The sequence below is a fragment of the Natroniella sp. ANB-PHB2 genome (assembly GCF_046097105.1).
Classification (GTDB): Bacteria; Bacillota; Halanaerobiia; order Halobacteroidales; family Halobacteroidaceae; genus Natroniella.
The window spans coordinates 2,258,897-2,284,340 of the sequence record NZ_CP175562.1; the positions used below are offsets into that span (position 1 = coordinate 2,258,897).

At 36.5% G+C, this 25,444-nt stretch carries 16 protein-coding genes, 3 tRNA genes and 3 rRNA genes; 8 read left to right on the plus strand and 14 right to left on the minus strand.

The features are described from left to right. Window positions 1-51: 51 nt before the first annotated feature. From ACKF5P_RS11285 to dnaA, 14 genes are all read right to left on the minus strand, one after another. A 16S ribosomal RNA gene (locus ACKF5P_RS11285) occupies window positions 52-1,576 on the minus strand. A gap of 226 nt (window positions 1,577-1,802) precedes the next feature. After that, window positions 1,803-1,878, minus strand: a tRNA-Asn gene (locus ACKF5P_RS11290). 164 nt (window positions 1,879-2,042) lie between these two features. Next, window positions 2,043-5,002, minus strand: a 23S ribosomal RNA gene (locus tag ACKF5P_RS11295). Between the two features lie 80 nt (window positions 5,003-5,082). Further along, window positions 5,083-5,158: transfer RNA gene (locus ACKF5P_RS11300), tRNA-Ala, on the minus strand. An 89-nt stretch (window positions 5,159-5,247) separates the two neighbouring features. Beyond that, a tRNA-Ile gene (locus tag ACKF5P_RS11305) sits at window positions 5,248-5,324 on the minus strand. A 178-nt stretch (window positions 5,325-5,502) separates the two neighbouring features. Further along, window positions 5,503-7,027 (minus strand): 16S ribosomal RNA (locus tag ACKF5P_RS11310). Together the 16S and 23S rRNA genes with 3 tRNA genes alongside form the textbook arrangement of a ribosomal RNA operon. Window positions 7,028-7,488: 461 nt before the next feature. After that, window positions 7,489-9,903: a DNA gyrase subunit A gene (gene gyrA, locus ACKF5P_RS11315; protein WP_408955293.1), complete on the minus strand. Its 2,415-nt coding sequence runs from the start codon at window positions 9,901-9,903 to the stop codon at window positions 7,489-7,491. An 11-nt stretch (window positions 9,904-9,914) separates the two neighbouring features. Next, window positions 9,915-11,822, minus strand: coding sequence for a DNA topoisomerase (ATP-hydrolyzing) subunit B (gene gyrB, locus ACKF5P_RS11320; protein WP_408955294.1), 1,908 nt, complete (start codon window positions 11,820-11,822; stop codon window positions 9,915-9,917). A gap of 38 nt (window positions 11,823-11,860) precedes the next feature. Further along, entirely contained in the window at window positions 11,861-12,115 is a 255-nt protein-coding gene (gene remB / locus ACKF5P_RS11325; protein WP_408955295.1) for an extracellular matrix regulator RemB, read from the minus strand. 15 nt (window positions 12,116-12,130) lie between these two features. Continuing rightward, complete coding sequence (locus tag ACKF5P_RS11330) at window positions 12,131-13,000, minus strand: DciA family protein (protein ID WP_408955296.1); 870 nt, start codon at window positions 12,998-13,000, stop codon at window positions 12,131-12,133. A gap of 2 nt (window positions 13,001-13,002) precedes the next feature. After that, window positions 13,003-14,112, minus strand: a complete 1,110-nt coding sequence (gene recF, locus ACKF5P_RS11335) for a DNA replication/repair protein RecF (RefSeq protein ID WP_408955297.1) — start codon at window positions 14,110-14,112, stop codon at window positions 13,003-13,005. Between the two features lie 17 nt (window positions 14,113-14,129). Beyond that, a complete protein-coding gene (locus ACKF5P_RS11340) occupies window positions 14,130-14,339 on the minus strand; it encodes an RNA-binding S4 domain-containing protein (RefSeq protein ID WP_408955298.1) in 210 nt (69 codons plus the stop codon). A gap of 27 nt (window positions 14,340-14,366) precedes the next feature. After that, entirely contained in the window at window positions 14,367-15,473 is a 1,107-nt protein-coding gene (dnaN, locus tag ACKF5P_RS11345; protein ID WP_408955299.1) for a DNA polymerase III subunit beta, read from the minus strand. 325 nt (window positions 15,474-15,798) lie between these two features. Then, window positions 15,799-17,163 (minus strand): chromosomal replication initiator protein DnaA, encoded by a 1,365-nt coding sequence (gene dnaA, locus ACKF5P_RS11350; RefSeq protein WP_408955300.1) that lies wholly within the window; start codon window positions 17,161-17,163, stop codon window positions 15,799-15,801. A gap of 381 nt (window positions 17,164-17,544) precedes the next feature. Here dnaA and rnpA point away from each other — a divergent pair, with 381 nt between their 5' ends. The 8 genes from rnpA (at window position 17,545) to rsmG (ending at window position 25,377) form a co-directional block, all read left to right on the plus strand. Continuing rightward, window positions 17,545-17,883 (plus strand): ribonuclease P protein component, encoded by a 339-nt coding sequence (rnpA, locus tag ACKF5P_RS11355; protein WP_408955301.1) that lies wholly within the window; start codon window positions 17,545-17,547, stop codon window positions 17,881-17,883. 4 nt (window positions 17,884-17,887) lie between these two features. Then, a complete protein-coding gene (gene yidD, locus ACKF5P_RS11360) occupies window positions 17,888-18,112 on the plus strand; it encodes a membrane protein insertion efficiency factor YidD (RefSeq protein ID WP_408955302.1) in 225 nt (74 codons plus the stop codon). Window positions 18,113-18,132: 20 nt separating this feature from the next. After that, on the plus strand, window positions 18,133-18,786 hold the full coding sequence (locus ACKF5P_RS11365; RefSeq protein WP_408955303.1) for a YidC/Oxa1 family membrane protein insertase: 654 nt from the start codon (window positions 18,133-18,135) through the stop codon (window positions 18,784-18,786). A 1-nt stretch (window position 18,787) separates the two neighbouring features. After that, window positions 18,788-19,414 carry an RNA-binding cell elongation regulator Jag/EloR gene (gene jag, locus ACKF5P_RS11370; RefSeq protein WP_408955304.1) on the plus strand — a complete coding sequence of 209 codons (627 nt, stop codon included), beginning with the start codon at window positions 18,788-18,790 and terminating at the stop codon, window positions 19,412-19,414. 97 nt (window positions 19,415-19,511) lie between these two features. After that, on the plus strand, window positions 19,512-20,897 hold the full coding sequence (gene mnmE / locus ACKF5P_RS11375) for a tRNA uridine-5-carboxymethylaminomethyl(34) synthesis GTPase MnmE (RefSeq protein WP_408955305.1): 1,386 nt from the start codon (window positions 19,512-19,514) through the stop codon (window positions 20,895-20,897). Between the two features lie 12 nt (window positions 20,898-20,909). Further along, window positions 20,910-22,787: a tRNA uridine-5-carboxymethylaminomethyl(34) synthesis enzyme MnmG gene (gene mnmG, locus ACKF5P_RS11380; protein WP_408955306.1), complete on the plus strand. Its 1,878-nt coding sequence runs from the start codon at window positions 20,910-20,912 to the stop codon at window positions 22,785-22,787. Beyond that, window positions 22,780-24,657, plus strand: a complete 1,878-nt coding sequence (gene mnmG, locus ACKF5P_RS11385; RefSeq protein WP_408955307.1) for a tRNA uridine-5-carboxymethylaminomethyl(34) synthesis enzyme MnmG — start codon at window positions 22,780-22,782, stop codon at window positions 24,655-24,657. Before mnmG (ACKF5P_RS11380) ends, mnmG (ACKF5P_RS11385) begins: the two co-directional genes overlap by 8 nt. A gap of 3 nt (window positions 24,658-24,660) precedes the next feature. Continuing rightward, window positions 24,661-25,377 carry a 16S rRNA (guanine(527)-N(7))-methyltransferase RsmG gene (rsmG, locus tag ACKF5P_RS11390; protein WP_408955308.1) on the plus strand — a complete coding sequence of 239 codons (717 nt, stop codon included), beginning with the start codon at window positions 24,661-24,663 and terminating at the stop codon, window positions 25,375-25,377. The last annotated feature ends 67 nt before the right edge of the window (window positions 25,378-25,444 follow it).

Below are 25,444 nucleotides of genomic sequence, written 5' to 3' on the forward strand. Positions count from 1 at the left end.
AACTAAACAATGCAAGTTCCAACTACGACTAGAGTTGAAATAACTCCTTAGAAAGGAGGTGATCCAGCTGCACCTTCCGGTACGGCTACCTTGTTACGACTTCACCCCCCTTACCAGGCACACCTTCGGCGTCCTTAGACGACTTCTGGTGCCCCCAACTCGGGTGGTGTGACGGGCGGTGTGTACAAGGCCCGGGAACGTATTCACCGTGGCATTCTGATCCACGATTACTAGCGACTCCAGCTTCATGCAGGCGAGTTGCAGCCTGCAATCCGAACTGAGATCTGCTTTTCAGGATTTGCTAAACCTTGCGGTATCGCTTCCTTCTGTACAGACCATTGTAGCACGTGTGTAGCCCAGAACATAAGGGGCATGATGACTTGACGTCATCCCCACCTTCCTCCGCGTTTTTCCGCGGCAGTCTCCTTAGAGTCCCCACCTTGACGTGCTGGCAACTAAGGACAGGGGTTGCGCTCGTTGCGGGACTTAACCCAACATCTCACGACACGAGCTGACGACAGCCATGCACCACCTGTCTTCGTGTAGTCCAAAGGACTATACCCTGCTTTCACAGGTAGTCACGGGATGTCAAGTTCTGGTAAGGTTCTTCGCGTTGCTTCGAATTAAACCACATGCTCCGCCGCTTGTGCGGGCCCCCGTCAATTCCTTTGAGTTTCAACCTTGCGGTCGTAATCCCCAGGCGGGATACTTAATGCGTTAACTCCGGCACCGAGGGGGTCGAACCCCCAACACCTAGTATCCAGCGTTTACGGCTAGGACTACCGGGGTATCTAATCCCGTTTGCTCCCCTAGCTTTCGTACCTCAGCGTCAGGTATAAGATAGAAAGTTGCCTTCGCCATTGATGTTCTTCCTAATATCTACGTATTTCACCACTACACTAGGAATTCCACTTTCTTCCCTTATCCTCAAGTCTAGTAGTTTCAAAGGCAGTTCACCGATTGAGTCGGTGGATTTCACCTCTGACTTACTAGACCGCCTGCGTACCCTTTACGCCCAATGATTCCGGACAACGCTTGCCCTCTACGTATTACCGCGGCTGCTGGCACGTAGTTAGCCAGGGCTTCCTTTAAAGGTACCGTCAACCCTAACTGTTATTCACAATTAAAGTATTCTTCCCTAAAGACAGAGCTTTACGATCCGAAGACCTTCTTCACTCACGCGGCGTTGCTCCGTCAGACTTTCGTCCATTGCGGAAGATTCCCCACTGCAGCCTCCCGTAGGAGTCTGGGCCGTGTCTCAGTCCCAGTGTGGCCGATCACCCTCTCAGGTCGGCTACCCATTGTTGCCTTGGTGAGCTGTTATCTCACCAACTAGCTAATGGGACGCGGGCCAATCTTTAAGTGATAGCATAAAAGCCATCTTTGCTCCGAAAGGAGTTTATCCGGTATTAGCTTCCTTTTCAAGAAGTTATCCCAGTCTTAAAGGTATGTTCCCACGCGTTACTCACCCGTCCGCCGCTTTACTCACTACCCGAAGGTAGCTTTCTCGCTCGACTTGCATGTGTTAAGCACGCCGCCAGCGTTCGTCCTGAGCCAGGATCAAACTCTCAATTAAAGTTTATATCATGTGCAAAAGCACATTGATTACGAGTTTGACTAGCTCTTCTTGCTTAGTTGAAACATTGCATTGTTTAGTTTTCAAAGACCGAATTGCTTGTTCAATTTTTTCCGTCACTTTCTCAAGCGACAATTAATATAATATCAAACTCACTCTTGTTTGTCAAGAACTTTTTTGAATCTATTATCAAATAAATAATATTACCAAGTTTTAAATACTAAACTGGCTCCCCGAGTAGGACTCGAACCTACGACAAAGTGGTTAACAGCCACTCGCTCTACCAACTGAGCTATCGGGGAAAATTTAATTTTAAGCTTGTCTCAATTCAACAATTAATATCTTAACATTTTCATTCTTCTTTGTCAAGAACTTTTTAATAAATAAATTTCTAAGTTCTTTAACTATTCAGCATTCAATATTAAATGCTTTATTATACATTTAAAACTGCACAATAGATATATTCTAGATTAAGCCCTCGATCTATTAGTACCAGTCAGCTGAAGATGTTGCCACCCTTATACCTCTGGCCTATCTACCTGATAGTCTATCAGGGATCTTACTAGATTCACTCTATGGGATATCTTATCTCAAGGTCAGCTTCACGCTTAGATGCTTTCAGCGTTTATCAAATCCGTACTTAGCTACCCAGCAATGCCTTTGGTAGACAACTGGTACACCAGAGGTACGTCCATCCCGGTCCTCTCGTACTAGGGACAGCTCCCTTCAAATATCCTACGCCCACGACGGATAGGGACCGAACTGTCTCACGACGTTCTGAACCCAGCTCGCGTACCGCTTTAATTGGCGAACAGCCAAACCCTTGGAACCTGCTTCAGCTCCAGGATGCGACGAGCCGACATCGAGGTGCCAAACCTCCCCGTCGATGTGAACTCTTGGGGGAGATAAGCCTGTTATCCCCGGGGTAACTTTTATCCGTTGAGCGACGGCAATTCCATGCTCTACCGTCGGATCACTAAGCCCTACTTTCGTACCTGCTCGAGTTGTAGCTCTTGCAGTCAAGCTCCCTTCTGCCTTTACACTCTACGTGCGATTTCCGACCGCACTGAGGGAACCTTGGGGCGACTCCGTTACTCTTTAGGAGTCGACCGCCCCAGTCAAACTGCCCATCTGAAACTGTCCCAACACTGGATTACAGTGCATGGTTAGAATTCCGGCACATTAAGAGTGGTATCCCACTTAAGGCTCCTTCGACACTAGCGTGCCGAGTTCATTGCCTCCCACTTATGCTGTACATAATGTACCAAAATCCAATATCAGACTACAGTAAAGCTCCACGGGGTCTTTCCGTCCTGTCGCGGGTAACCTGCATCTTCACAGGTAATACAATTTCACCGAGACCTTCGTTGAGACAGTGCCCAAGTCGTTGCGCCATTCGTGCAGGTCGGAACTTACCCGACAAGGAATTTCGCTACCTTAGGACCGTTATAGTTACGGCCGCCGTTTACTGGGGCTTAAGTTCTGCGCTTCAGCTTATGCCTAACACTTCCCCTTGACCTTCCAGCACCGGGCAGGCGTCAGCCCCTATACATCGACTTACGTCTTAGCAGAGACCTGTGTTTTTGGTAAACAGTCGCTTGGGCCTGGTTATTGCAACCTCTTCGAGCATACACCCTAATGAGGTACCCCTTCTCCCGAAGTTACGGGGTTATTTTGCCGAGTTCCTTAACGAAGGTTCTCTCGCGCGCCTTAGAATACTCTTCTAGTCTATCTGTGTCAATTTGCGGTACGGTTACCTCTTATCTGGTTAGAGATTTTTCTTGGCAGTGTAAAGTCAACTACTTCGCCTCCGTAGAGACTCCTGGTCACACCTTAAAGTTAATGACGACCCGGATTTACCTAAGTCATCCTTCTTAATGTTTCAACCTGACATACCGTTGCCAGGCTAGCCTATCTTCCTGCGTCATCCCATCACTCATAGTGATAAGGAGGTAGCATTGGAATTTTAACCAATTTTCCATCGCCTACGCCTTTCGGCCTCGGCTTAGGATCCGGCTTACCCTGAGCGGACGAGCCTTCCTCAGGAAACCTTAGACTTACAGCGAATAGGATTCTCACCTATTTTATCGTTACTCATACCGACATTATCTCTTCTATACTGTCCACAGCTCCTTCCGGTACTGCTTCAACCTATATAGAATGCTCCTCTACCATTGGTTATACCAATCCGTAGTTTCGGTGATGGACTTTAGCCCCGTACATTTTCAGCGCAAGATCACTCGACCAGTGAGCTATTACGCACTCTTTAAATGAATGGCTGCTTCTAAGCCAACATCCTGGTTGTCTATGCAATCTCACATCCTTTACCACTTAGTCCATACTTTGGGACCTTAACTGACGGTCTGGGTTGTTTCCCTCTCGACTATGAAGCTTATCCCACATAGTCTGACTCCCAAGCTTAATAAGATGGCGTTTGGAGTTTGACTGGATTCAGTAACTCTATAAAGCCCTTAGTCCAATCAGTGCTCTACCGCCAAATTATAACACTTGAGGCTAGCCCTAAAGCTATTTCGAGGAGAACCAGCTATCTCCGAGTTCGATTGGCCTTTCACCCCTATCCACAACTCATCCCATGGCTTTTCAACGCCAATGCAGTTCGGACCTCCACACGTTCTTACACGTGCTTCATCCTGGTCATGGATAGATCACTCGGTTTCGGGTCTATGACCTGCAACTTTCGCCTTTTAAGACTCGCTTTCGCTACGGCTTCACCTTCTTTGGCTTAACCTTTCGCTACAGATCATAACTCGTCGGTTCGTTATGCAAAAAGCACGCCATCAGACTTTAACGTCCTCTGACTGCTTGTAGGCACACGGTTTCAGATTCTATTTCACTCCCCTCCCGGGGTTCTTTTCATCTTTCCCTCACGGTACTGGTTCACTATCGGTTGTCAGGAAGTATTTAGCCTTAGGAGATGGTCCTCCTTGCTTCCCACGAGGTTTCTCGTGTCTCATGGTACTCAGGATACTATCTAGTCAACTCCAATTTTCACCTACAGGGCTATTACCTTCTGTGGCGTAGCTTTCCAGCTACTTCGATTAACTGAAGCTTATCCTATGACCTTTTTATGGTAAGGTCTGATAGTCCTACTACCCTGTAATAGCAATGCCCATAAGCTTGACACTATTACAGTTTGGGCTGTTCCCCTTTCGCTCGCCGCTACTTAGGGAATCGCTTTTGCTTTCTCTTCCTCGGGTTACTAAGATGTTTCAATTCACCCGGTTCCCTTCTTAAGGCTATTTATTAACCTTAAGATGATATGGGATTATCCATACCTGGTGCTCCTATTAGGACATCCTTGAGTCATCACTTGTTTGCAGCTCATCAAGGCTTTTCGCAGCTTGCCACGTCCGTCTTCGGCTCCTGACACCTAGGCATCCACCGTGCGCCCTTACTAACTTAATCTAGACGCACTATCTATTGTGCAGTTTTCAAAGTACAAATTTAAGAACAATTAATATTCAATATTCATTATTAATTGCTTTTGGTGGAGATAGTCGGGATCGAACCGACGACCTCCGCCTTGCAAGGGCGGCGCTCTCCCAGCTGAGCTATATCCCCATGAACTAAATTCACAATTTAGAGTAGACAATAAAAAAGATAAGTTCTTAGAGAACTTAATTGCCAATTACACATTGTAAATTAGTTTTTGGTGGGTCTAGGTGGATTTGAACCACCGACCTCACGCTTATCAGGCGTGCGCTCTGACCAACTGAGCTATAGACCCATACACGCAGTTAATAATAAATAGCTAAAACCCAAGATCAAAACATCTAAACTCTTTTGATCTTTGACCTTGACTTTAATTATTCAATATTCATTATTAATTGCTTTTGAGAGATTCAGTCTCTCAAAACTAAACAATGCAAGTTCCAACTACGACTAGAGTTGAAATAACTCCTTAGAAAGGAGGTGATCCAGCTGCACCTTCCGGTACGGCTACCTTGTTACGACTTCACCCCCCTTACCAGGCACACCTTCGGCGTCCTTAGACGACTTCTGGTGCCCCCAACTCGGGTGGTGTGACGGGCGGTGTGTACAAGGCCCGGGAACGTATTCACCGTGGCATTCTGATCCACGATTACTAGCGACTCCAGCTTCATGCAGGCGAGTTGCAGCCTGCAATCCGAACTGAGATCTGCTTTTCAGGATTTGCTAAACCTTGCGGTATCGCTTCCTTCTGTACAGACCATTGTAGCACGTGTGTAGCCCAGAACATAAGGGGCATGATGACTTGACGTCATCCCCACCTTCCTCCGCGTTTTTCCGCGGCAGTCTCCTTAGAGTCCCCACCTTGACGTGCTGGCAACTAAGGACAGGGGTTGCGCTCGTTGCGGGACTTAACCCAACATCTCACGACACGAGCTGACGACAGCCATGCACCACCTGTCTTCGTGTAGTCCAAAGGACTATACCCTGCTTTCACAGGTAGTCACGGGATGTCAAGTTCTGGTAAGGTTCTTCGCGTTGCTTCGAATTAAACCACATGCTCCGCCGCTTGTGCGGGCCCCCGTCAATTCCTTTGAGTTTCAACCTTGCGGTCGTAATCCCCAGGCGGGATACTTAATGCGTTAACTCCGGCACCGAGGGGGTCGAACCCCCAACACCTAGTATCCAGCGTTTACGGCTAGGACTACCGGGGTATCTAATCCCGTTTGCTCCCCTAGCTTTCGTACCTCAGCGTCAGGTATAAGATAGAAAGTTGCCTTCGCCATTGATGTTCTTCCTAATATCTACGTATTTCACCACTACACTAGGAATTCCACTTTCTTCCCTTATCCTCAAGTCTAGTAGTTTCAAAGGCAGTTCACCGATTGAGTCGGTGGATTTCACCTCTGACTTACTAGACCGCCTGCGTACCCTTTACGCCCAATGATTCCGGACAACGCTTGCCCTCTACGTATTACCGCGGCTGCTGGCACGTAGTTAGCCAGGGCTTCCTTTAAAGGTACCGTCAACCCTAACTGTTATTCACAATTAAAGTATTCTTCCCTAAAGACAGAGCTTTACGATCCGAAGACCTTCTTCACTCACGCGGCGTTGCTCCGTCAGACTTTCGTCCATTGCGGAAGATTCCCCACTGCAGCCTCCCGTAGGAGTCTGGGCCGTGTCTCAGTCCCAGTGTGGCCGATCACCCTCTCAGGTCGGCTACCCATTGTTGCCTTGGTGAGCTGTTATCTCACCAACTAGCTAATGGGACGCGGGCCAATCTTTAAGTGATAGCATAAAAGCCATCTTTGCTCCGAAAGGAGTTTATCCGGTATTAGCTTCCTTTTCAAGAAGTTATCCCAGTCTTAAAGGTATGTTCCCACGCGTTACTCACCCGTCCGCCGCTTTACTCACTACCCGAAGGTAGCTTTCTCGCTCGACTTGCATGTGTTAAGCACGCCGCCAGCGTTCGTCCTGAGCCAGGATCAAACTCTCAATTAAAATTTATATCATGTGCAAAAGCACATTGATTACGAGTTTGACTAGCTCTTCTTGCTTAGTTGAAACATTGCATTGTTTAGTTTTCAAAGACCGAATTGCTTGTTCAATTTTTTCTGTCACTTTCTCAAGCGACAATTAATATAATATCAAACTCACTCTTGTTTGTCAAGAACTTTTTTAAGTTCTCTTTTGCCGTCAAAACTACTTCTTTTGCGACAACATCGAGTAGTATACCACTCCACTTCATACTTGTCAAGTGAATTATATAAATTAAATACGCAAAAAACTAGAACCTCCTTATACTTCATACATAATCTTAATTGACTAGAAAAATATTTGCGAACGTATCAGATCTGTGTCAAAGCAATAATAACACAAAAAAATAAAAAGGGAAATACAAATATATTAAATTCTAGTAACTGAAAAAACAAAGCAAAGGGAGTTCCCCCCCTTTTTACTTTTTAATCAACATATCCAATTGAAGCAACCCTATCATCTTCATTTAATTTCATAACCCTAACCCCTTGAGTATTTCGACCAGTAGATGATATTTCAGAAACGGAAGTTCTTAATAATATCCCCTCTTCACTAATAATAATAATCTCTTCATTCCCCTTTACTACTTTAATCTCAACCAAACAACCATTATTATCAGTTCTATTTAAAGTAATTAACCCTTTACCGCCTCTACTTTGGGTTCTATACCGAGCTAGTGGCGTTCTTTTACCATATCCCTTTTCAGTAATCACCAACAACTCTTGGTTTTCTTCAGCAACCTCCATACCAATTACTTGATCATCCTGTTCTAGGCTAATACCCTTAACTCCTCGAGCTGTTCGACCAATACTTCTTACATCTTGTTCAGAAAAACGAATAGCTAACCCTTGTTTAGTAGCTAATATAATTTCTTGCTCATCATTAATTAACTTAACATCAACTAACTTATCATCTTTTTGTAAATTCAAAGCAATTAAACCTGTATAATTGGTGTTATATTCATCAAGTTTAGTTTTCTTTATAATCCCTTGCTTCGTAACCATTATTAAATAATGCTCAGTTCCAAATTCAGAAATTGGCATTACAGTTGTAATCTTTTCACCCGAATCGAGCTCTAATAAATTTATAATTGCTGTTCCTCGCGCCTGTCTACCTGATTCAGGAATCTGATATCCTTTCAAACGATAAACCCGCCCCATATTAGTGAAAAATAAAATATGATCATGAGTTGAGCTAGTATAAATATTTTGAACGGTATCATTTTCCTTAGTTTTGATGCCTATAATTCCCTTTCCACCACGGTGTTGATTACGATATGTATCTAATGGCATTCTTTTAATGTACCCTTGTTCCGTTAAAGTAATTATGATTTCTTCTTCTTCAATTAAGTCTTCTAAATCTAAATCAATATCTTTATCAATGATCTTTGTTCTTCTTTCATCAGAGTACTTATTTTTTAACTGTAATAATTCTTCCTTAATAACACTTAATAATTTATCCTCACTAGCTAAAATTGACTCTAAGTAATTTATTTTTTGCTGTAATTTGTTATATTCAACTTCAATTTTATCCCTTTCTAGATTTGTTAGCCTATGTAACCTCATATTTAATATCGCTTTAGCTTGCTTTTTCGATAACTCAAACTCTTCTTTTAATTTCTTTTGAGCAAGTGAAGAATTTTTGGAAGAACGAATAATTTTAATTACTCTTTCAATATTATCTAAAGCTATTTTAAACCCTTCTAGAATATGAGCTCTAGCAGCTGCTTTATTTAAATCATATTCTGTTCTTCTGGTAATTACATCTTTTTGGTGATTTAAATAATGTTTTAATACATCTTTAACCCCTAAAATCTGTGGTTGATTATCAACTAAAGCTAACATGATAATACCAAACGTTGTTTGTAATCTAGTATGCTTGTAGAGTTTATTTAAAATAATTCGCGGGTTAACCCCACGCTTCAATTCAATAACTACTCTCATTCCTCTTCTATCAGATTCATCACGTAAATCAGAAATTCCTTCAATTTTATCTTCTCTTACTAATCGGGCAATTTTCTTGATTAATTTAGCTTTATTTACCTGGTATGGTAGCTCAGTAACTATTATTTTATTTTTTTGATTATCTAACTCTTCGATTTTCGTTTCAGCTCTAAGTTTGAGCTTTCCTCTCCCAGTTTCAAAATAACTTTTTATAGCTTTTCGTCCCATTATATTTCCACCAGTAGGAAAATCAGGCCCTTTTATTATTTTCATTAATTCAGTAACCTCTAACTCTGGGTTTTTTGTTAATTCTATGACTCCATCTATAACTTCTTTAATATTATGAGGTGGAATATTTGTACTCATCCCCACTGCAATACCTGAAGAACCATTAATTAATAAGTTAGGAACTCTTGCTGGTAAAACTTCTGGTTCTTGTAAGCTTCCATCAAAGTTTTCATTGAAATCTACCGTTTCCTTATCAATATCTGATAGTAATTCTGTAGTTATATTGGTCATTCTTGCTTCTGTATATCTCATTGCTGCAGCTGAATCACCATCAACTGAACCGAAATTCCCATGCCCATCAACTAACTGATAACGATAGGAGAAATCTTGTGCCATTCTAACCATACTGTCATACACGGCAGTATCCCCATGAGGGTGGTATTTACCTAAGACTTCTCCTACAATTCTGGCTGATTTTTTATGAGCTTGAGTTGGTTTCATTCCTAATTCATTCATAGCATATAAGATCCTTCTATGAACTGGCTTTAAACCATCTCTTACATCTGGTAAAGCACGTCCTACTATAACACTCATTGCGTAATCAATATAAGCTTCCTGCATTTCGTCTTCAATACCTACTAATCTTACATTATCATTTAATTCTTTCATCAAGTATCCTCCTAAACATCTAAATTCTGAGCTTCTTTGGCATGACTTTGAATAAACTCACGGCGAGGTTGAACTTTATCTCCCATTAGCTTTGTAAATATTTCATCTGCCATAATAGCATCATTTATTTGCACCTTCAATAGTGTTCTGTTTTCTGGATCCATTGTTGTTTCCCATAATTGTTCTGGGTTCATTTCACCTAACCCCTTATACCTTTGTAAAGAAACCCTTTTTGAACCAATTTCATTTAATAAATCTTGTAATTGTCTATCATTATAAACATAACTCTTCTTTCTACCTTTAGTTACTTTATAAAGTGGAGGTTGAGCAATATAAATATGTCCTCTTTCAATTAAAGGTTTCATATAACGATAAAAGAAGGTTAATAATAAAGTCCTAATATGAGCTCCATCTACATCAGCATCAGTCATAATGATAATCTTTCCATATCTAAGATTACTAATATCAAATTCATCTGCTATACCAGTACCTAAAGCAGTAATTAAAGCTCTTATTTCTTTATTATTTAGAATTTTATTCAGTCTAGCTTTTTCCACATTTAATATTTTCCCTTTTAGTGGTAAAATTGCTTGGAACTCTCTATCTCTTCCTTGTTTAGCAGAACCCCCTGCGGAATCTCCCTCAACTATATATATTTCACTTTTTTCTGAATCACGAGAAGAACAATCAGCTAATTTTCCTGGTAAAGAAGTGCTTGTTAAGGCACTCTTGCGTTTAGTTAAATCCCGTGCTTTTTTAGCAGCTTTTCTAGCTCTAGCAGAAGTGAGTGATTTTTCAACGATTTTTTTTCCAACTTTAGGGTTTTCCTCTAGGAAAGTACTCAACTTCTGAGATACAATTGAATCTACAATCCCTCTTATTTCTCTATTAGCTAGTTTAGTCTTAGTTTGTCCTTCAAACTGAGGATCAACTAGTTTAATATTAATTATAGCTACAATCCCCTCTCTAATATCATCTCCTAAAAGGTTATTGTCATTTTTTTTAAGAAAGTTATTCTTTCGAGCATAATCATTAACTGTTCGTGTTAACGCACTTTTAAACCCACTAAGGTGGGTACCGCCCTCATGAGTATTAATGTTATTAGCAAATGTAAATATCTTATCTAGATAGTTGGTGTTATATTGAATTGCAACTTCAATTTGAGCATCATTGACTTCCTCTTCCAAAAAAACAACATCTTCATGCAAAGGTGTTTCATGTTTGTTTATTTCTTTTACAAACGAAATAATTCCACCTTCATATTTGAAATTTTTCTCAACTTTTTCTTCTTTTCTAGTATCAATTATTTTAATTTCAATACCTTTGTTTAAATAAGCTAACTCTTTTAATCTTTGAGCTAATATTTTATACTTATATTTAATGTTTTCAAAAATCTCTTCGTCAGCTTTAAATGTAATCTTAGTTCCATTCTTATCAGTTTCACCTATTACTTTTAAATCTTCTTCTGGAATTCCTCGTTGATATCTCTGATAATAAATTTCATTATTTCTCCAAACTTCTACTTCTAACCATTCTGATAAAGCATTAACTACTGATACTCCAACTCCATGTAATCCGCCAGAAACTTTATAACCTTTTCCATCAAATTTACCCCCAGCATGTAATACAGTCATTACAACCTCAACAGCTGGTCTTTTCATTTTTGAATGTGCTGAAACTGGAATACCACGCCCATTATCAATTATTGTAATTATATTACCTTCTTTAATCTGAACTTCAATTTGATCACAATAACCAGCTAATGCTTCATCTATGCTATTATCAACAACTTCATAAACTAAATGATGCAATCCTTTTTCTCCAGTACTTCCTATATACATACCTGGGCGTTTACGAACAGCCTCTAGCCCTTCTAATACTTGAATCTGTTCTGCATCATAATTTATATCTCTTTCCATTATAAAACCTCCGTTTAAACTTATTAAACTGTGATTAATTAATCACAGTTTAGATTATCTTTAGAGTTTACTCTTTTGGCTAATGTATTTGATGAAATCATTGAATAATAAACTGTTTCATCTGTAACAACAAATGATTTTGGAGCCCCTTCTGAATAGTCAGTTATAAACCCCTCTTCTTTAGCTATTTTTAAAAAATTTTCTGTTTCCTTTGAATAAGTTGTAGCTTCTAAGTCTGCTATTAAAACAACATCCTTAAGAGAGATAGTATTACCTTTTCCTAAGTGTAACATGAATAAATTCCCTCCTTATAGTCGTTGGTAAATCTTCATGTAATTATTTCCAATCATTTCTTTGATTAGTCTATTAGTTAAATTAGTTGGTTTAATTTCTGTTTTTAGCATTACGTAATTTTGTATTATTACTTTTATTTGTTTAGTTTCTGTTTTTTGTTCTAAAGCCTTTATCATTAATTGGTCTATTTTAGTTTTTAATTTTTTTAGTAAATTATTTTTTACTGATTCGAACTCTTTTTTTGTCAGGTTAGGATAGAGCTCAGTAATATCTTTATATTTAATCCACGGGCTACTAGATAATAAGCTCTCAATTTCTAAACTAAGCTTTTTATTATTCTTTAATTCACAAATTGGACATTTGTCATTTTTAGGTGAAGTTAAAACTGAGCAACTAGGGCAAACTTTCCAACTGTTTATTTTCTTCCATTTGTTTTTTTCTTTAAATGTTTTCATCAGCTTGTACAAGTTGTTTTTTAAGTTAGGATCCGAAATTTCCTGTGTTATTTCTTTTATACCTTCTTGTTCTTGTAAACTCAACTTGATCTTTTGATAGTTGTTCTCTCCTTCACTTTGTGAATTACTTTTTTTCTTAAATACAGATCCTACTTTAAATCTAATATCCTTAACCAAGTTTATATCAAGTTTATCATTTATTTTTTGGATTAGCTTTTTTTTCATAAACAATAACTGGTGGGCCCATGTAGGATCGTCTACCGTAACAAATAAAACTCCATTATTAATATATTTTGCTTCAGTATGAAGATTGATCTCTTTTTTATTGATTTTTTTCCAAAAACCTAATACCTGTTTTTCTTTAATTTTATTTTCAATTCCTAATTGATTCAAAGTCTGCTCTAAAACTTCTTTGATTGATTTAGGCATTGTTATCCCTCAATTACAGATCCTTTATTAATTTTAAATGATTTGTACTCATTATTAAAACTTTGTAACTGATTTAAATGAGTAGTTGTAATGAAAGTCTGCACTTTATTTTGAATTACTTTTAATAATTGAAAACGTCGTTTATCATCTAATTCTGAAAATACATCATCTAATAAAAGTATTGGATATTCTCCTATTTCTGCTTTCATAAATTCTAACTCAGCTAGCTTAATAGCCAAAGCAGTTGTTCTTTGTTGTCCTTGAGAGCCAAATTTTCTTATGTTTATATTATTTACAATCAAGGAAATATCATCCCTGTGCGGGCCAACTTTTGTAACTCCATGCTCAATTTCCCGCTTTCTTTTTTGTTTTAATTCTTTCTTGAATTCTTCCTTAATTTCTTGAGTGGAACTATTCGTATTAACTTGTAATTTAGTATCATATTTTAACAGAAGTGTCTCTATACCATCAGTAATTTTTCGCTGCATTAATTTAGCTAAAATACTCAACTTATCAATTGCCTCTAACCTTCGTTTTATAATTTTACTTCCTATATCAATTAATTGTTGATCCCAAACTTGTAGCATATGTTGAGGAGTGTTATTTTCTCCAATTTCTTTTAATAGGTTATTTCTTTGTTTTAAAATCTTTCTATATTCGGTTAATAAATGCTTGTAATAAGAGCTAACTTGAGAAACTTCTAAGTTAATAAATCTCCTTCTTTGACTGGGACTTCCTTTAACTAAAGTTAAATCCTCTGGAGAAAAGATAACTATATTCAAATAACCAACTAAATCACTCATTCGCTGTAATTTATTAGAGTTAACTTTAATTTCCTTAGTCCTTCCTTGGTAGTTTACTTCTAGTTGATAATTTTGATTATTTTTTATTAACTCTCCTTTGACATAGAAGTTATCTTTGTTCCAATTAATCAATTCAGAATCTATATTAGTACGATGAGAATTTCCGGTTCCTAATAAATATATAGCTTCTAAAATATTAGTTTTTCCCTGAGCATTAGCACCAATGATCAAATTTAAATTTTGATCAAATTTTAAATGTTGTTGATTATAATTTCTAAAATCTCTTAAGTAAAGCTGGGACAAAAACAATGTAGTCTACCCACTCCCTAAGTAGTTATTTGATATTTCTGGTCATTGTATTTAATTATATCACCCTCGGTTAAGACCTTGCTTCTCTTTTTCTCTATTTCTTGATTTACGATTACTTCTCCTGCTTGAATGATCAGTTTTGCTTCTCCTCCTGTATTAACAATGTTGGCCCATTTTAAAAATTGATCTAATTTAATAGTTTTAGTTTTTATTTTAATTTTTTTCATAGAACCTTCCTCCTTTTTGTAAGTTAATTAAGCACTTCTTACGGGCATAATTACATAAATATACTTTTGTTCTGAGCTCGTCTCAATAACTCCTGGTGCTAATGATCCTGATAATTTAATAGTAATTTCTTCATCAGTAATCACCTTTAAAGCTTCTAAAACATACTTAGCATTAAAAGCAATTTCTGTTTCTTGGCCCAATAAAGAAATTGGAACTTCTTCATATGCTTGACCAATTTCAGGTGCATTGGAAGTAATAATTAGCTTTTCAGCATTGAAGTTGATTTTAATAATATCAGAATCTTCTTTAGCTAATAAAGCAGCTCGTTTAGTAGCTTGTAGTAACTCTTTTGTATCAACTGTCACTTCTGTTTCTGAGCTATCTGGAATAACCTGCTTATAATTTGGAAATTGTCCTTCTATCAATCGTGATACAACTGAAATCCCAGAAAATTTAAATAGGATCTGATTGTCAGTAATAACAATTTCAGCCTCTTTCTCTTCATTATTTAATAGCTTTGTTAACTCTTGTAAAGTACTATTAGGAATTATAGCTTTAGTCAAGTTAATCTTTTGGTTATTAGTAGTCTCTTCTTTATAAGCAAGCCGATAAGTATCAGTAGCAATTAGTTTTATAGTTTTATTTTCAAGTATTAATAATCCTCCAGATAAAAAAGGCTTGTTTTCATCTTTAGAAGTTGCAAATTTAATTTGTTCGATTATTTGTTTTAATTTTTGTTGCTCAAATGTAAACTTTGTTTTAGAATTGATCTCGGGTAGTAATGGAAATTCATCAGCTGGAGAACCATGTATATTAAATTGAGAGTTACCACACTTGATTTGAGCAGTGTTATTAGAACTTTCAGCTGATAAGAGTATCTCTTGATTAGGTAATTCTCTAATAATACTAGCAAAGTGTTGAGCCGGTAAAACAATAGAGCCCTCTTTGATGATTTCAGTATCAACATAACATTCTATTCCTATTTCTAAATCTGTAGCAACTAACTTTAATTTATTTTCTTCTGTCTTTAATAATATTCCAGATAAAATAGGCAAGGTTGTCTTTGAGGAGACTGCCTTTCTTACTGTTTGAATCCCTTGATAAAATTCTTTTTGTTGAAGTTTAATTCTCATTTTTTAAAACCTCCTTATTCATTATATCACAATTCTTTCTTAACTATTTAGGTTTATGTAGTTACTTACATAAAATACTATTATTATTATTTTATTTTAAAAAGATAGTAGTAGTAGTAGTAGGGGTTGTGGATAATGTTGATAAGTCACTTCAACCCATGACACACTAAGGCTAGCTCTTGTGGATAAGTTGTGGATAAGTTGTGGATAGTTATCCACATATCCACAACTTGATTTCCAATAAATAATTATCCACAAAAAAATAGGGTTATCCACAACTTATCCACAGGATATCAACAGGGTTATCCACAGGTTATTTATCTACTTAGGGTGTCTTAATTTGATTTGTCAATTTATTTATAGTGCTTTCAAAATTTGGTTCTTCTTCTATTTTAGTTTTAATTTTATTATAAGCATGCAATACTGTACTATGATCTCTCCCCCCAAATCTATTCCCAATCTGAGGTAAAGAAAGTTCGGTTAATCTTCTTGAAATATACATTGCTATTTGGCGTGGAAAAGCAATTGCTCTTGTTCTTTTTTTAGACTTCATATCTTCAATTCTAATCCCATAATGTTGTGCTACGATCTCTTTGATTAGATTAGTTGTGATCTCTTTAGGTTTTTTAGTAGCTGAAGGGGAGTTTACAATATCTTTGAGTGCTTCTTCAGCCAGATTGATTGTGATATCTGCATTGATTAATGATGAATAGGCAACTACCCTAATTAAGGCCCCTTCTAATTCACGAATATTTGATTTTATTTTATTAGCGATATAGACTATCACATTATTTGGAATCTCAAGATCTTCTAAAGTAGCTTTTTTCTTTAAAATAGCTATTTTAGTTTCTAGATCTGGTTTTTGAATGTCAGTAATAAGTCCCCATTCAAACCTTGATCTCAATCTTTCTTCTAGAGTAGGTATCTCCTTGGGAGGTCTATCACTAGAAATAATAATTTGCTTATTAGCATCATGTAAAGCATTAAAGGTATGAAAAAATTCTTCTTGAGTTCTTTCTTTTCCAGCTAAAAACTGAATATCATCAATCAATAAGATATCAATATTTCGATATTGATCCCTGAATTCTATAGTTTTATCATATCTAATAGAATTGATTAGCTTATTGGTGAATTTTTCTGAAGTTAAATACATGACTTTCATATTAGAATTATGATGTAAAATATAATTTCCAATGGCATGCATTAAATGAGTTTTTCCTAAACCTACATCTCCATAAAGAAAGAGAGGGTTATAAGCCTTAGCTGGAGCCTCTGCTACTGCTAAAGAAGCTGCATGAGCAAAGCGATTACTATTACCGATAACAAAAGTATCAAAAGTATATTTAGGGTTTAAAACAGAATGATTATCTTCTTGTTTAGTTTCTTCTTCAATATTTTCTGTTTCATCTTCTAAAATTATTTCTTCAGTTTCTTTTAATTCTGGAATAGTAAATTTAATAGTATAAGAATTATTAGTTATTTCTGAAATTGTTTCTTTAATTAGGTTAGAATATCTTGTTTCTAGCCAATCTTTAGCAAATTCATTGGGAACTTCAATAACTAGGGAATTACCTTGAATTGTAATTATTTCAGTTGATTTAAACCAAGTTTCAAAGCTTGGTTTACTTAATTTAGTTTCAATCTTACTCAGTGTCTTTTTCCATAATTTTTTTGGAGCTTTTTCAAGCACGGTGCACCTCCTAGAAAAGTTATCCACAAAATGTTAACATCTTGTGGATAGTTTGTTTATTATCTAAAAATAGAGTTAAAAAAAGAATTAGTTATCCACAATAAGTACTCGAGTTGGGTGAATAACTAATTTTCTAATAATTTTAAGCAGTCAAATTATTAAATTATTAAATTTTAAGGTCAACAAAAAGTAAGTAAGATCCAGATACAAATTAATGATAACAAATTATTAACAACTTATCAACAAGTTTTGTGGATAATTTATTAAAATAATTTAATTAGTCTTGACATGTCCTGACTAGATAATCTATAATTTAGTATAGTGTCTTAGATTATAAAAAATTGTACATTGAGCTACTTTAGTTTTAGGGAGGAACTATTAATGGTCAAGGATGGAAAATTGAAAAAGACATATCAGTTTAGAAAGGTTTATAAAAGAGGCAAGTCTGTTGCTAATCGACTACTTGTTCTATACGTATTGTCTACTGAAAATTCCACAAGAAGGATAGGATATTCAGTTACCAAAAAGATTGGCAATGCTGTGGTTAGAAATAGAGTAAAAAGGATTTTAAAAGAAGCCTATAGACATAATAATGATAAATTGGTTTCAGGAGTTGATCTTGTTTTGATTGCACGAAAACCAATTGTGAATGCATCTTATCAGCGGATTGAAAATAGATTGAATCATTTATTTAGAAAGGCCAAAATATTGGAAGGTTGATTTAATGAGTAAATTAATTAGTAAAGTATTGATTAAATTGATTAGATTTTATCAGTCCTTTATTTCTCCCTTGAAGCTAAAAAGGAGTTGTCGTTTTTATCCTACTTGTTCTGAATATGCACTTATAGCACTTAGAAAATATGGAGTTTTAAAAGGAGGAACTAAGGCAATTAGCAGAATTTTAAAGTGTCATCCATTTAATTCAGGAGGATATGATCCAGTAGATTAAATTAATTAGGAGGGTTTATTTTGGTAAATTTGTTTTCAGTAGGAGTATTTGGATGGTTAGGAGAATTTATGAAAACATTATTGACCCAGTTATATGGTTTTACTGGGAGTTATGGTTCAGCGATTATTTTATTAACCTTGGGTATTAGATTACTCTTATTTCCACTAGTATCTAAGCAAACACGTTCTATGAAAAAGATGCAAAAGTTACAACCTTTGATGGAAGAATTAAAGGAGAAGTATGGTGATAACAAAGAAAAATACCAAGAGGAGACAATGAAGTTATATCAAAAACATAAAGTAAATCCGGCAGCAGGATGTTTACCATTGCTTGTTCAAATGCCAATATTAATTGCTTTATTTAGATCTTTACAAGACTGGGAAGAGCTAGCTGGAGAGGCTTTTTTATTAGTACCTGATTTGAGTGGGCCTTATTTACCATTGGTTATTTTAACTGGTTTAGTAATGTTAGGACAAAGCTTAATGACCCAAAAATTATCAGGAAAAGAAAGCAATAATAAGATGGCATTATTTATGCCTCTATTTATTATTTTAATTGGTTTTCGATTGCCGGCTGGTGTTTTAGTGTATTGGTTTACTTCTAATTTAATTATGGCAGTGCAGCAATACTTTTTGTATAAGGAGCCTACTGATTTAAAGGAGGAATCAACTTAAAATGGAGAGGGTCATTGTAACAGGGGAGACGATTCAAAAGGCCCTTACTAAAGGAGTAGAAGAATTAGGAGTCAGTAAAAATGATGTAAATTATGAAGTGTTAGAGGAAGCTAAGTCAGGTTTTTTTGGTTTGTTTGGAAAAAAAGATGCTAAATTAGAGGTAATTAAGAAGATAGATAAAGCTGAGCTAGCTAAAGAGTTTTTACAAGAAGTTATTAAACAGATGGATTTGGAATTGACGATTACGGTTGTTAATAAAGATTCAGTTAATAAAACAATAGTTTTAGATGTAACTGGTGATGAATTAGGGATTATTATTGGGTATAGAGGTAAAACTTTAAATTCACTACAATATCTAACCAATTTAGCGGTGAACAAGGGTGATAGTGAGTATGTACGTATAGTGATAGATGCTGAAGGCTATCGAGAGCGAAGAGAGAAAACGTTAGAAAAGTTGGCCCTTCGGATGGCTAAGAAAGCTAAAAAGAAGAAAAGAAAAGTGCTCTTGGATCCAATGCCTGCTCATGAAAGAAAGGTTATTCATAGAGTTTTGCAAAATAAATCTGGTATTTCTACTTATAGTGAGGGAGAAGAGCCTTATAGGAAGGTAGTTATTGTAGCTGAGTAAGACTTAAACCCAGTATTTTAAAATACTGGGTTTGTTTATGTTTAAATATTAATTAAAAGTATTCATTTGGGTAGTTTATTAGTTAGGGGTGATATGGATGTATATTACAGATACGATTGCTGCTATTTCAACGGCAGTAGGTGAAGGTGGAATCGGTATTGTTAGAATTAGTGGTCCAGAAGCTATTGAGATAGTAGAAGAGGTATTTAAAAGTAAAAAAGATAAAAGTTTGCTTGAGGCAGATAGTTATACTGCTCATTATGGTAAGATTGTTGATCCGCGTAGTCAGCAGGTTGTTGATGAGGTGATTACTTTGGTGATGAAAGCTCCTAAAACTTACACTACTGAGGATATTGTAGAAATTGATTGTCATGGTGGCTCAATAGTAGTTCAGAAAATATTAGATGTAGTTTTACATATGGGAGCACGGTTAGCTGATCCTGGTGAATTCACGAAGAGGGCTTTTTTAAATGGAAGAATAGATTTGGCTCAAGCTGAAGCAATTATAGATTTAATTAGATCTCAAACTGAAGTAGGATTAGAGGTGGCTATCGATCAATTAGAAGGTGGATTATCTAAAAAAGTTAATCAAATTAGGGAAGATATCATATCTTTATTGGCCCATTTAGAGGCAACTATTGATTTTCCAGAGGATGAGATTGAAGATTTTAATCCTGAACAGTTAGCTGATAGGATTGATGGAGCAGTTAAAAAGACAAATGAACTGTTAGAAACAAGTCAACGGGGTAAAATTTTGAGAGAAGGACTGGAAGTGGCAATTATTGGAAAGGCGAATGTTGGGAAATCTAGCCTATTAAATGCTTTATTGAGAGAGAATAGAGCAATTGTAACTGAGGTGCCAGGAACAACAAGAGATGTGATTGAAGAAGTAATTAATATTGATGGAATTCCATTAAAGATAATTGATACAGCTGGGATTAGAAAGACAGAAGATAAAGTAGAAAGAATTGGTATAGAAAAGAGTGAAAAGTTTTTAAAAAGGGCAGATTTGATATTACTAGTACTAGATATAAGTCAAGAAATTACTACAGAAGATCGAGAGTTAATGGAATTGATCAAAAGCAAGCAGACAGTTGTTGTTGCTAATAAATTTGATCTTAACAATAACTTAGATTTAGAGGCTATTGAGGAGTTTTTACCTACGGCCCCTATTGTTAAAACTTCTGCCATAGAGAATGAAGGGGTTAATAAATTAGAGAATGTAATTTCAGATTTAATATTTAGTGGTGATGTTAGAGCTACAAATCAAACCTTAATTACGAATATGAGACATAAAAACGCATTAGATAGAACTCATCAAAGGTTATTAGATGTGCGGGAAACTTTTGAAAAGAGATTGCCTAATGATTTTATTACGATTGATTTAAGGGCGGCTTTAGAGGCGATTGGAGAGATCACAGGAGATACAATCGGAGAGGATATTATTGATCAGATTTTTGCTGATTTTTGCTTAGGGAAATAAGGAGGGGGAAAGATGAAAAATTATGATATTATAGTTATTGGCGCAGGGCATGCAGGTTGTGAAGCTGCTTTAGCTAGTGCACGAATGGGCTGTAAAACTTTATTATTGACTTTAAACGCTGATCATATTGCTTTAATGCCTTGTAATCCATCAATTGGAGGGCCAGCTAAAGGACATATTGTACGAGAGATAGATGCATTAGGAGGAGAAATGGCTAAAAATATTGATAAGGCCTATATTAATATTAGAATGTTAAATACCTCTAAAGGGGCAGCAGTTCATGCTTTACGAGCTCAAGCTGATAAGAACAAGTATCAATTTGAGATGACTAAAGTTTTACAAGAGCAGGAGAATCTAGACTTAAAACAGACTGTAGTGACTGACTTGATAGTAGACAAACAACAAGTAACAGGAGTTAAGACGATAACTGGAATGAGCTATCGAGCTTCTAAAGTTATCTTGACTACCGGAACTTCACTTAACGGTAAAGTAATTATTGGGGATACTAAGTATACTGGAGGAAGACAAGGGGAGTTTGCAGCGACTGATTTGGCAGAGAGTTTAAAGGAGACAGGAATTAAACTAGATAGATTTCAGACAGCAACCCCTCCTAGAATTGATAAAGAATCTGTAGATTTTTCTAAGATGACAATTCATCCTAGCTCGAAAGAAAGAATTCAGTTTTCCTTCTTCCAACCTCGTCAAGAAAGGGAAAAAGTTCCCTGTTGGTTGACTTATACTAACCATAATACGAAACAGGTAATTGAAGATAATATTGAATATTCGCCGTTGACAACTGGAATTGTTGAAGGGGAAGGGCCAAGATATTGCCCATCAATTGATCGTAAAATAATGAGATTCCCTGATAAAAATAGCCACCAAGTATTTGTTGAACCTGAAGGGTTACATACTAATGAACTTTATTTAAATGGTTTAACAACGAGTATGCCTGAAGGGTTTCAAGTCGATATTATTAGGAGTGTACCTGGTCTAGAAAAAGCAGAAATTATGCGACCTGGTTATGCAGTTGAATATGATTATATTCCACCATATCAGCTGCTGCCAACAATGGAGAATAAGGTAGTTCAAGATCTATATACAGCAGGACAGATCAATGGAACTAGTGGTTATGAAGAAGCAGCAGCTCAAGGATTAATGGCTGGAATTAATGCTGTTTTAGCTTTAAAGGGTGAAGAAGCATTAATTTTGAAACGTTCAGATGCTTATATTGGAGTATTAATTGATGACTTAGTTACTAAAGGGACTAATGAACCATACAGGATGTTGACATCAAGAGCAGAATATCGACTCATCTTACGCCAAGATAATGCTGATTTGAGATTGAGCTCTATTGGTCATCGCTTAGGGTTAATCAATCAGCAAGAATATCAGCAAGTTGAGAACAAACGTAAAATAATTGCTAAAAATTTAGAGCAATTAAATAATATTCAAATTACTCCGACCCAAAAGGTATTAGAGGTACTTGAGCAATTGGGTAGCGGAGGATTAAAAAAACCTGTTAGTCTAGCTACTATTCTAGAAAGACCAAAGGTGGATTATCAAGATTTAGATAAATTTATTTCTGAAGTACCAGAGGTTGCTCCAGAGATAGCAGAACAGTTGGAGATTAGGACTAAATATAGAGGTTATATTGAGCGTCAATTGAGTCAGGTTGAGAAGTTTAAACAGATGGAAGATAAAAGTATTCCTGAAGAGATTGATTATCAAAGCTTAGACAATTTACGGAAAGAAGCAAGAGAGAAGCTAGAGCGAATTAGACCTGTATCTGTAGGCCAGGCTTCTCGAATCTCTGGAGTTTCACCAGCTGATATTTCAGTCCTGATGATTCATTTAGAAGAGTTAAAGAGAGGAGGAGGGCAAGATGACTGATTATGATGTGATTGTAGTAGGAGGAGGACATGCTGGTTGTGAGGCAGGTTTAGCTGCTGCTCGAATGGGATTTAAGAGTTTAGTCTTGACTATTAATTTAGACATTGTTGCTTTAATGCCTTGCAATCCTGCTATTGGAGGGCCAGCTAAGAGCCATATTGTACGGGAGATAGATGCATTGGGAGGAGAGATGGCTAAAAATATCGATAAAACTTGTATTCAATTAAGGATGTTGAATACAGGAAAAGGGCCAGCAGTTCATGCTTTACGGGCCCAAGCTGATAAGAAGATGTATCATCTTAAGATGAAAGAGACTCTAGAGCGGGAAGAAAATCTTGATTTACGCCAAGGAATGGTAGAAGAGTTGATTATTGAAGAAGATGTTGTAACAGGAGTTAGAATTAAAAGTGGAGTTGAATTTAAGGGGAAGAAGGTTATATTAACGACTGGAACCTTCTTAAAAGGAGAAATAATCGTTGGGGAGACAAAGTTTAACTCTGGCCCTCATAATCAATTTCCATCTAATGCCTTATCCGACCATCTAAAAGAATTAGGTTTTGAGTTGAGGAGGTTTAAAACTGGTACACCTCCTAGAGTTGATAAGAGAACCATAGATTTTAATCAGCTGAAAAAACAGCCCAGTATTGACCGACCGATAGCTTTTTCTTTTACAAACCAACAGATTGACAACCAAATGGAACGTCGTGATTGTTGGATGGTCTATACTAATCAGCAAACTCACCAAGTAATCATGGATAATCTAGAGCGTTCTCCAATGCATTGTGGTCAGATTGAAGGAGAAGGAGCTCGCTATTGCCCCTCAATTGAAACCAAAGTTGATAGATTTCCTGACAAGGATCGCCATAAGGTTTTTGTTGAACCTGAAGGAGAATATATTTATGAAATGTATTTATCTGGGTTTTCTACTTGTTTACCGGTAGATGTTCAGGTTGAAATGTTACGGACACTGGATGGATTTGCAGAAGCAGAGATTATTAGACCTGCGTATGCAATAGAATACGATTCTATCGATCCTACTAGATTGAAACCTTCTCTAGAGGCTAAAAAGATTAAAAACTTATATACAGCGGGCCAAATCAATGGTACAAGTGGTTATGAGGAAGCAGCAGCTCAAGGCTTATTAGCTGGAATTAATGCTGTCTTAGATTTAAAAGAAGAAGACCCATTTATCTTAAAGCGTTCTGATGCTTATATTGGGGTCTTAATTGATGATTTAGTTACTAAAGGAACTGAAGAACCATATCGAATGTTGACTTCTCGAGCTGAATATAGACTGGTATTACGTCAAGATAATGCAGATTTGAGATTAACTTCTTTGGGTTATCAGTTAGGATTGATTTCTGAAGAAAGGTTTGAAAAATTTAAGGCTAAAAAGGAAGCAATTGAAGAGGAAATTACTCGCTTAAAAGAGACTATCATTTATCCTGAGGAAGAAATTCAAAAACAGTTAGAGGACTTAGGGAGTACTAGATTGAAGAATAAGGATAATCTAGGAAGATTAATTAAGAGGCCAGAGCTTGATTACGAATCGTTGGCCCAGCTTGATCTTAAGCGATCTGAGTTACCCTATGATGTACAAGAAGAAGTTGAAATTCAATTAAAATATGAAGGTTATATCAAAAAACAATTAAAACAGATTGAAAAGCAGAGGGAATTAGAGGATAAAAAAATCCCTGAAGGAATAGATTATCAGCAGATAGAGGGTCTGAGGATTGAAGCTAGAGAGAAGTTAAATCAGATTAGACCTTTATCTATTGGACAAGCTGTTCGAATCTCTGGTGTTTCTCCAGCAGATATATCGGTATTGACCGTCTATTTAGAGCAGATCAGTAGAAATGGGGAGGAATAATTGATGCAGGATAAAGAACTATTAGTAACCGGTGCTCAACAGATAGGAGTTGAGTTGACTGAGGAGCAAATATATAAATTCATGAGGTATTTAGAAATACTACAAGAGTGGAATCAAAAGATGAATTTAACTGCTCTTGATACTACTCGAGAGATTATTATCAAACATTTTTTAGATTCACTAACTTGTCTAGTAGAGTTAAATTTGAATGGAAAAGAGAAGGTAATTGATGTAGGAACGGGAGCTGGCTTTCCTGGAGTACCACTTAAGATAATTTATCCTGAACTTAAATTAACTTTACTTGATTCATTACGAAAACGAACTAATTTTTTAAAGCAATTATGCTATAAATTAGGTTTAGAGGGGATAGAGTTTATCCATGGTAGAGCAGAAGATTATGGCCAAGATCAAAATTATCGAGAGCAATATGACTATGTTGTAGCTAGAGCAGTAGCTTCTTTAAATACTTTAGTTGAATATACGTTACCTTTTGTTAAAGTAAACGGGAGATTGATCGCTCAAAAAGGTTCTGAAGCAGAACAAGAGGTTATAGAAAGCCAACAAGCAGTGCAAAGCTTGGGAGGTGCAATCTTTGATTTAAGAAAGGTTAACCTTCCTTATAGTGAAGCAGAACGTCATTTAGTTGTGATTGATAAATTGGCCCATACACCTACTCAATATCCACGTCGAGCAGGAAAACCTAAAAAAAGTCCGTTATAATTCAATTGGAAATGATGAAGTATAAAATTCCTTCCCTAAGGGAGGAATTTATATTTTTGGGATAGAG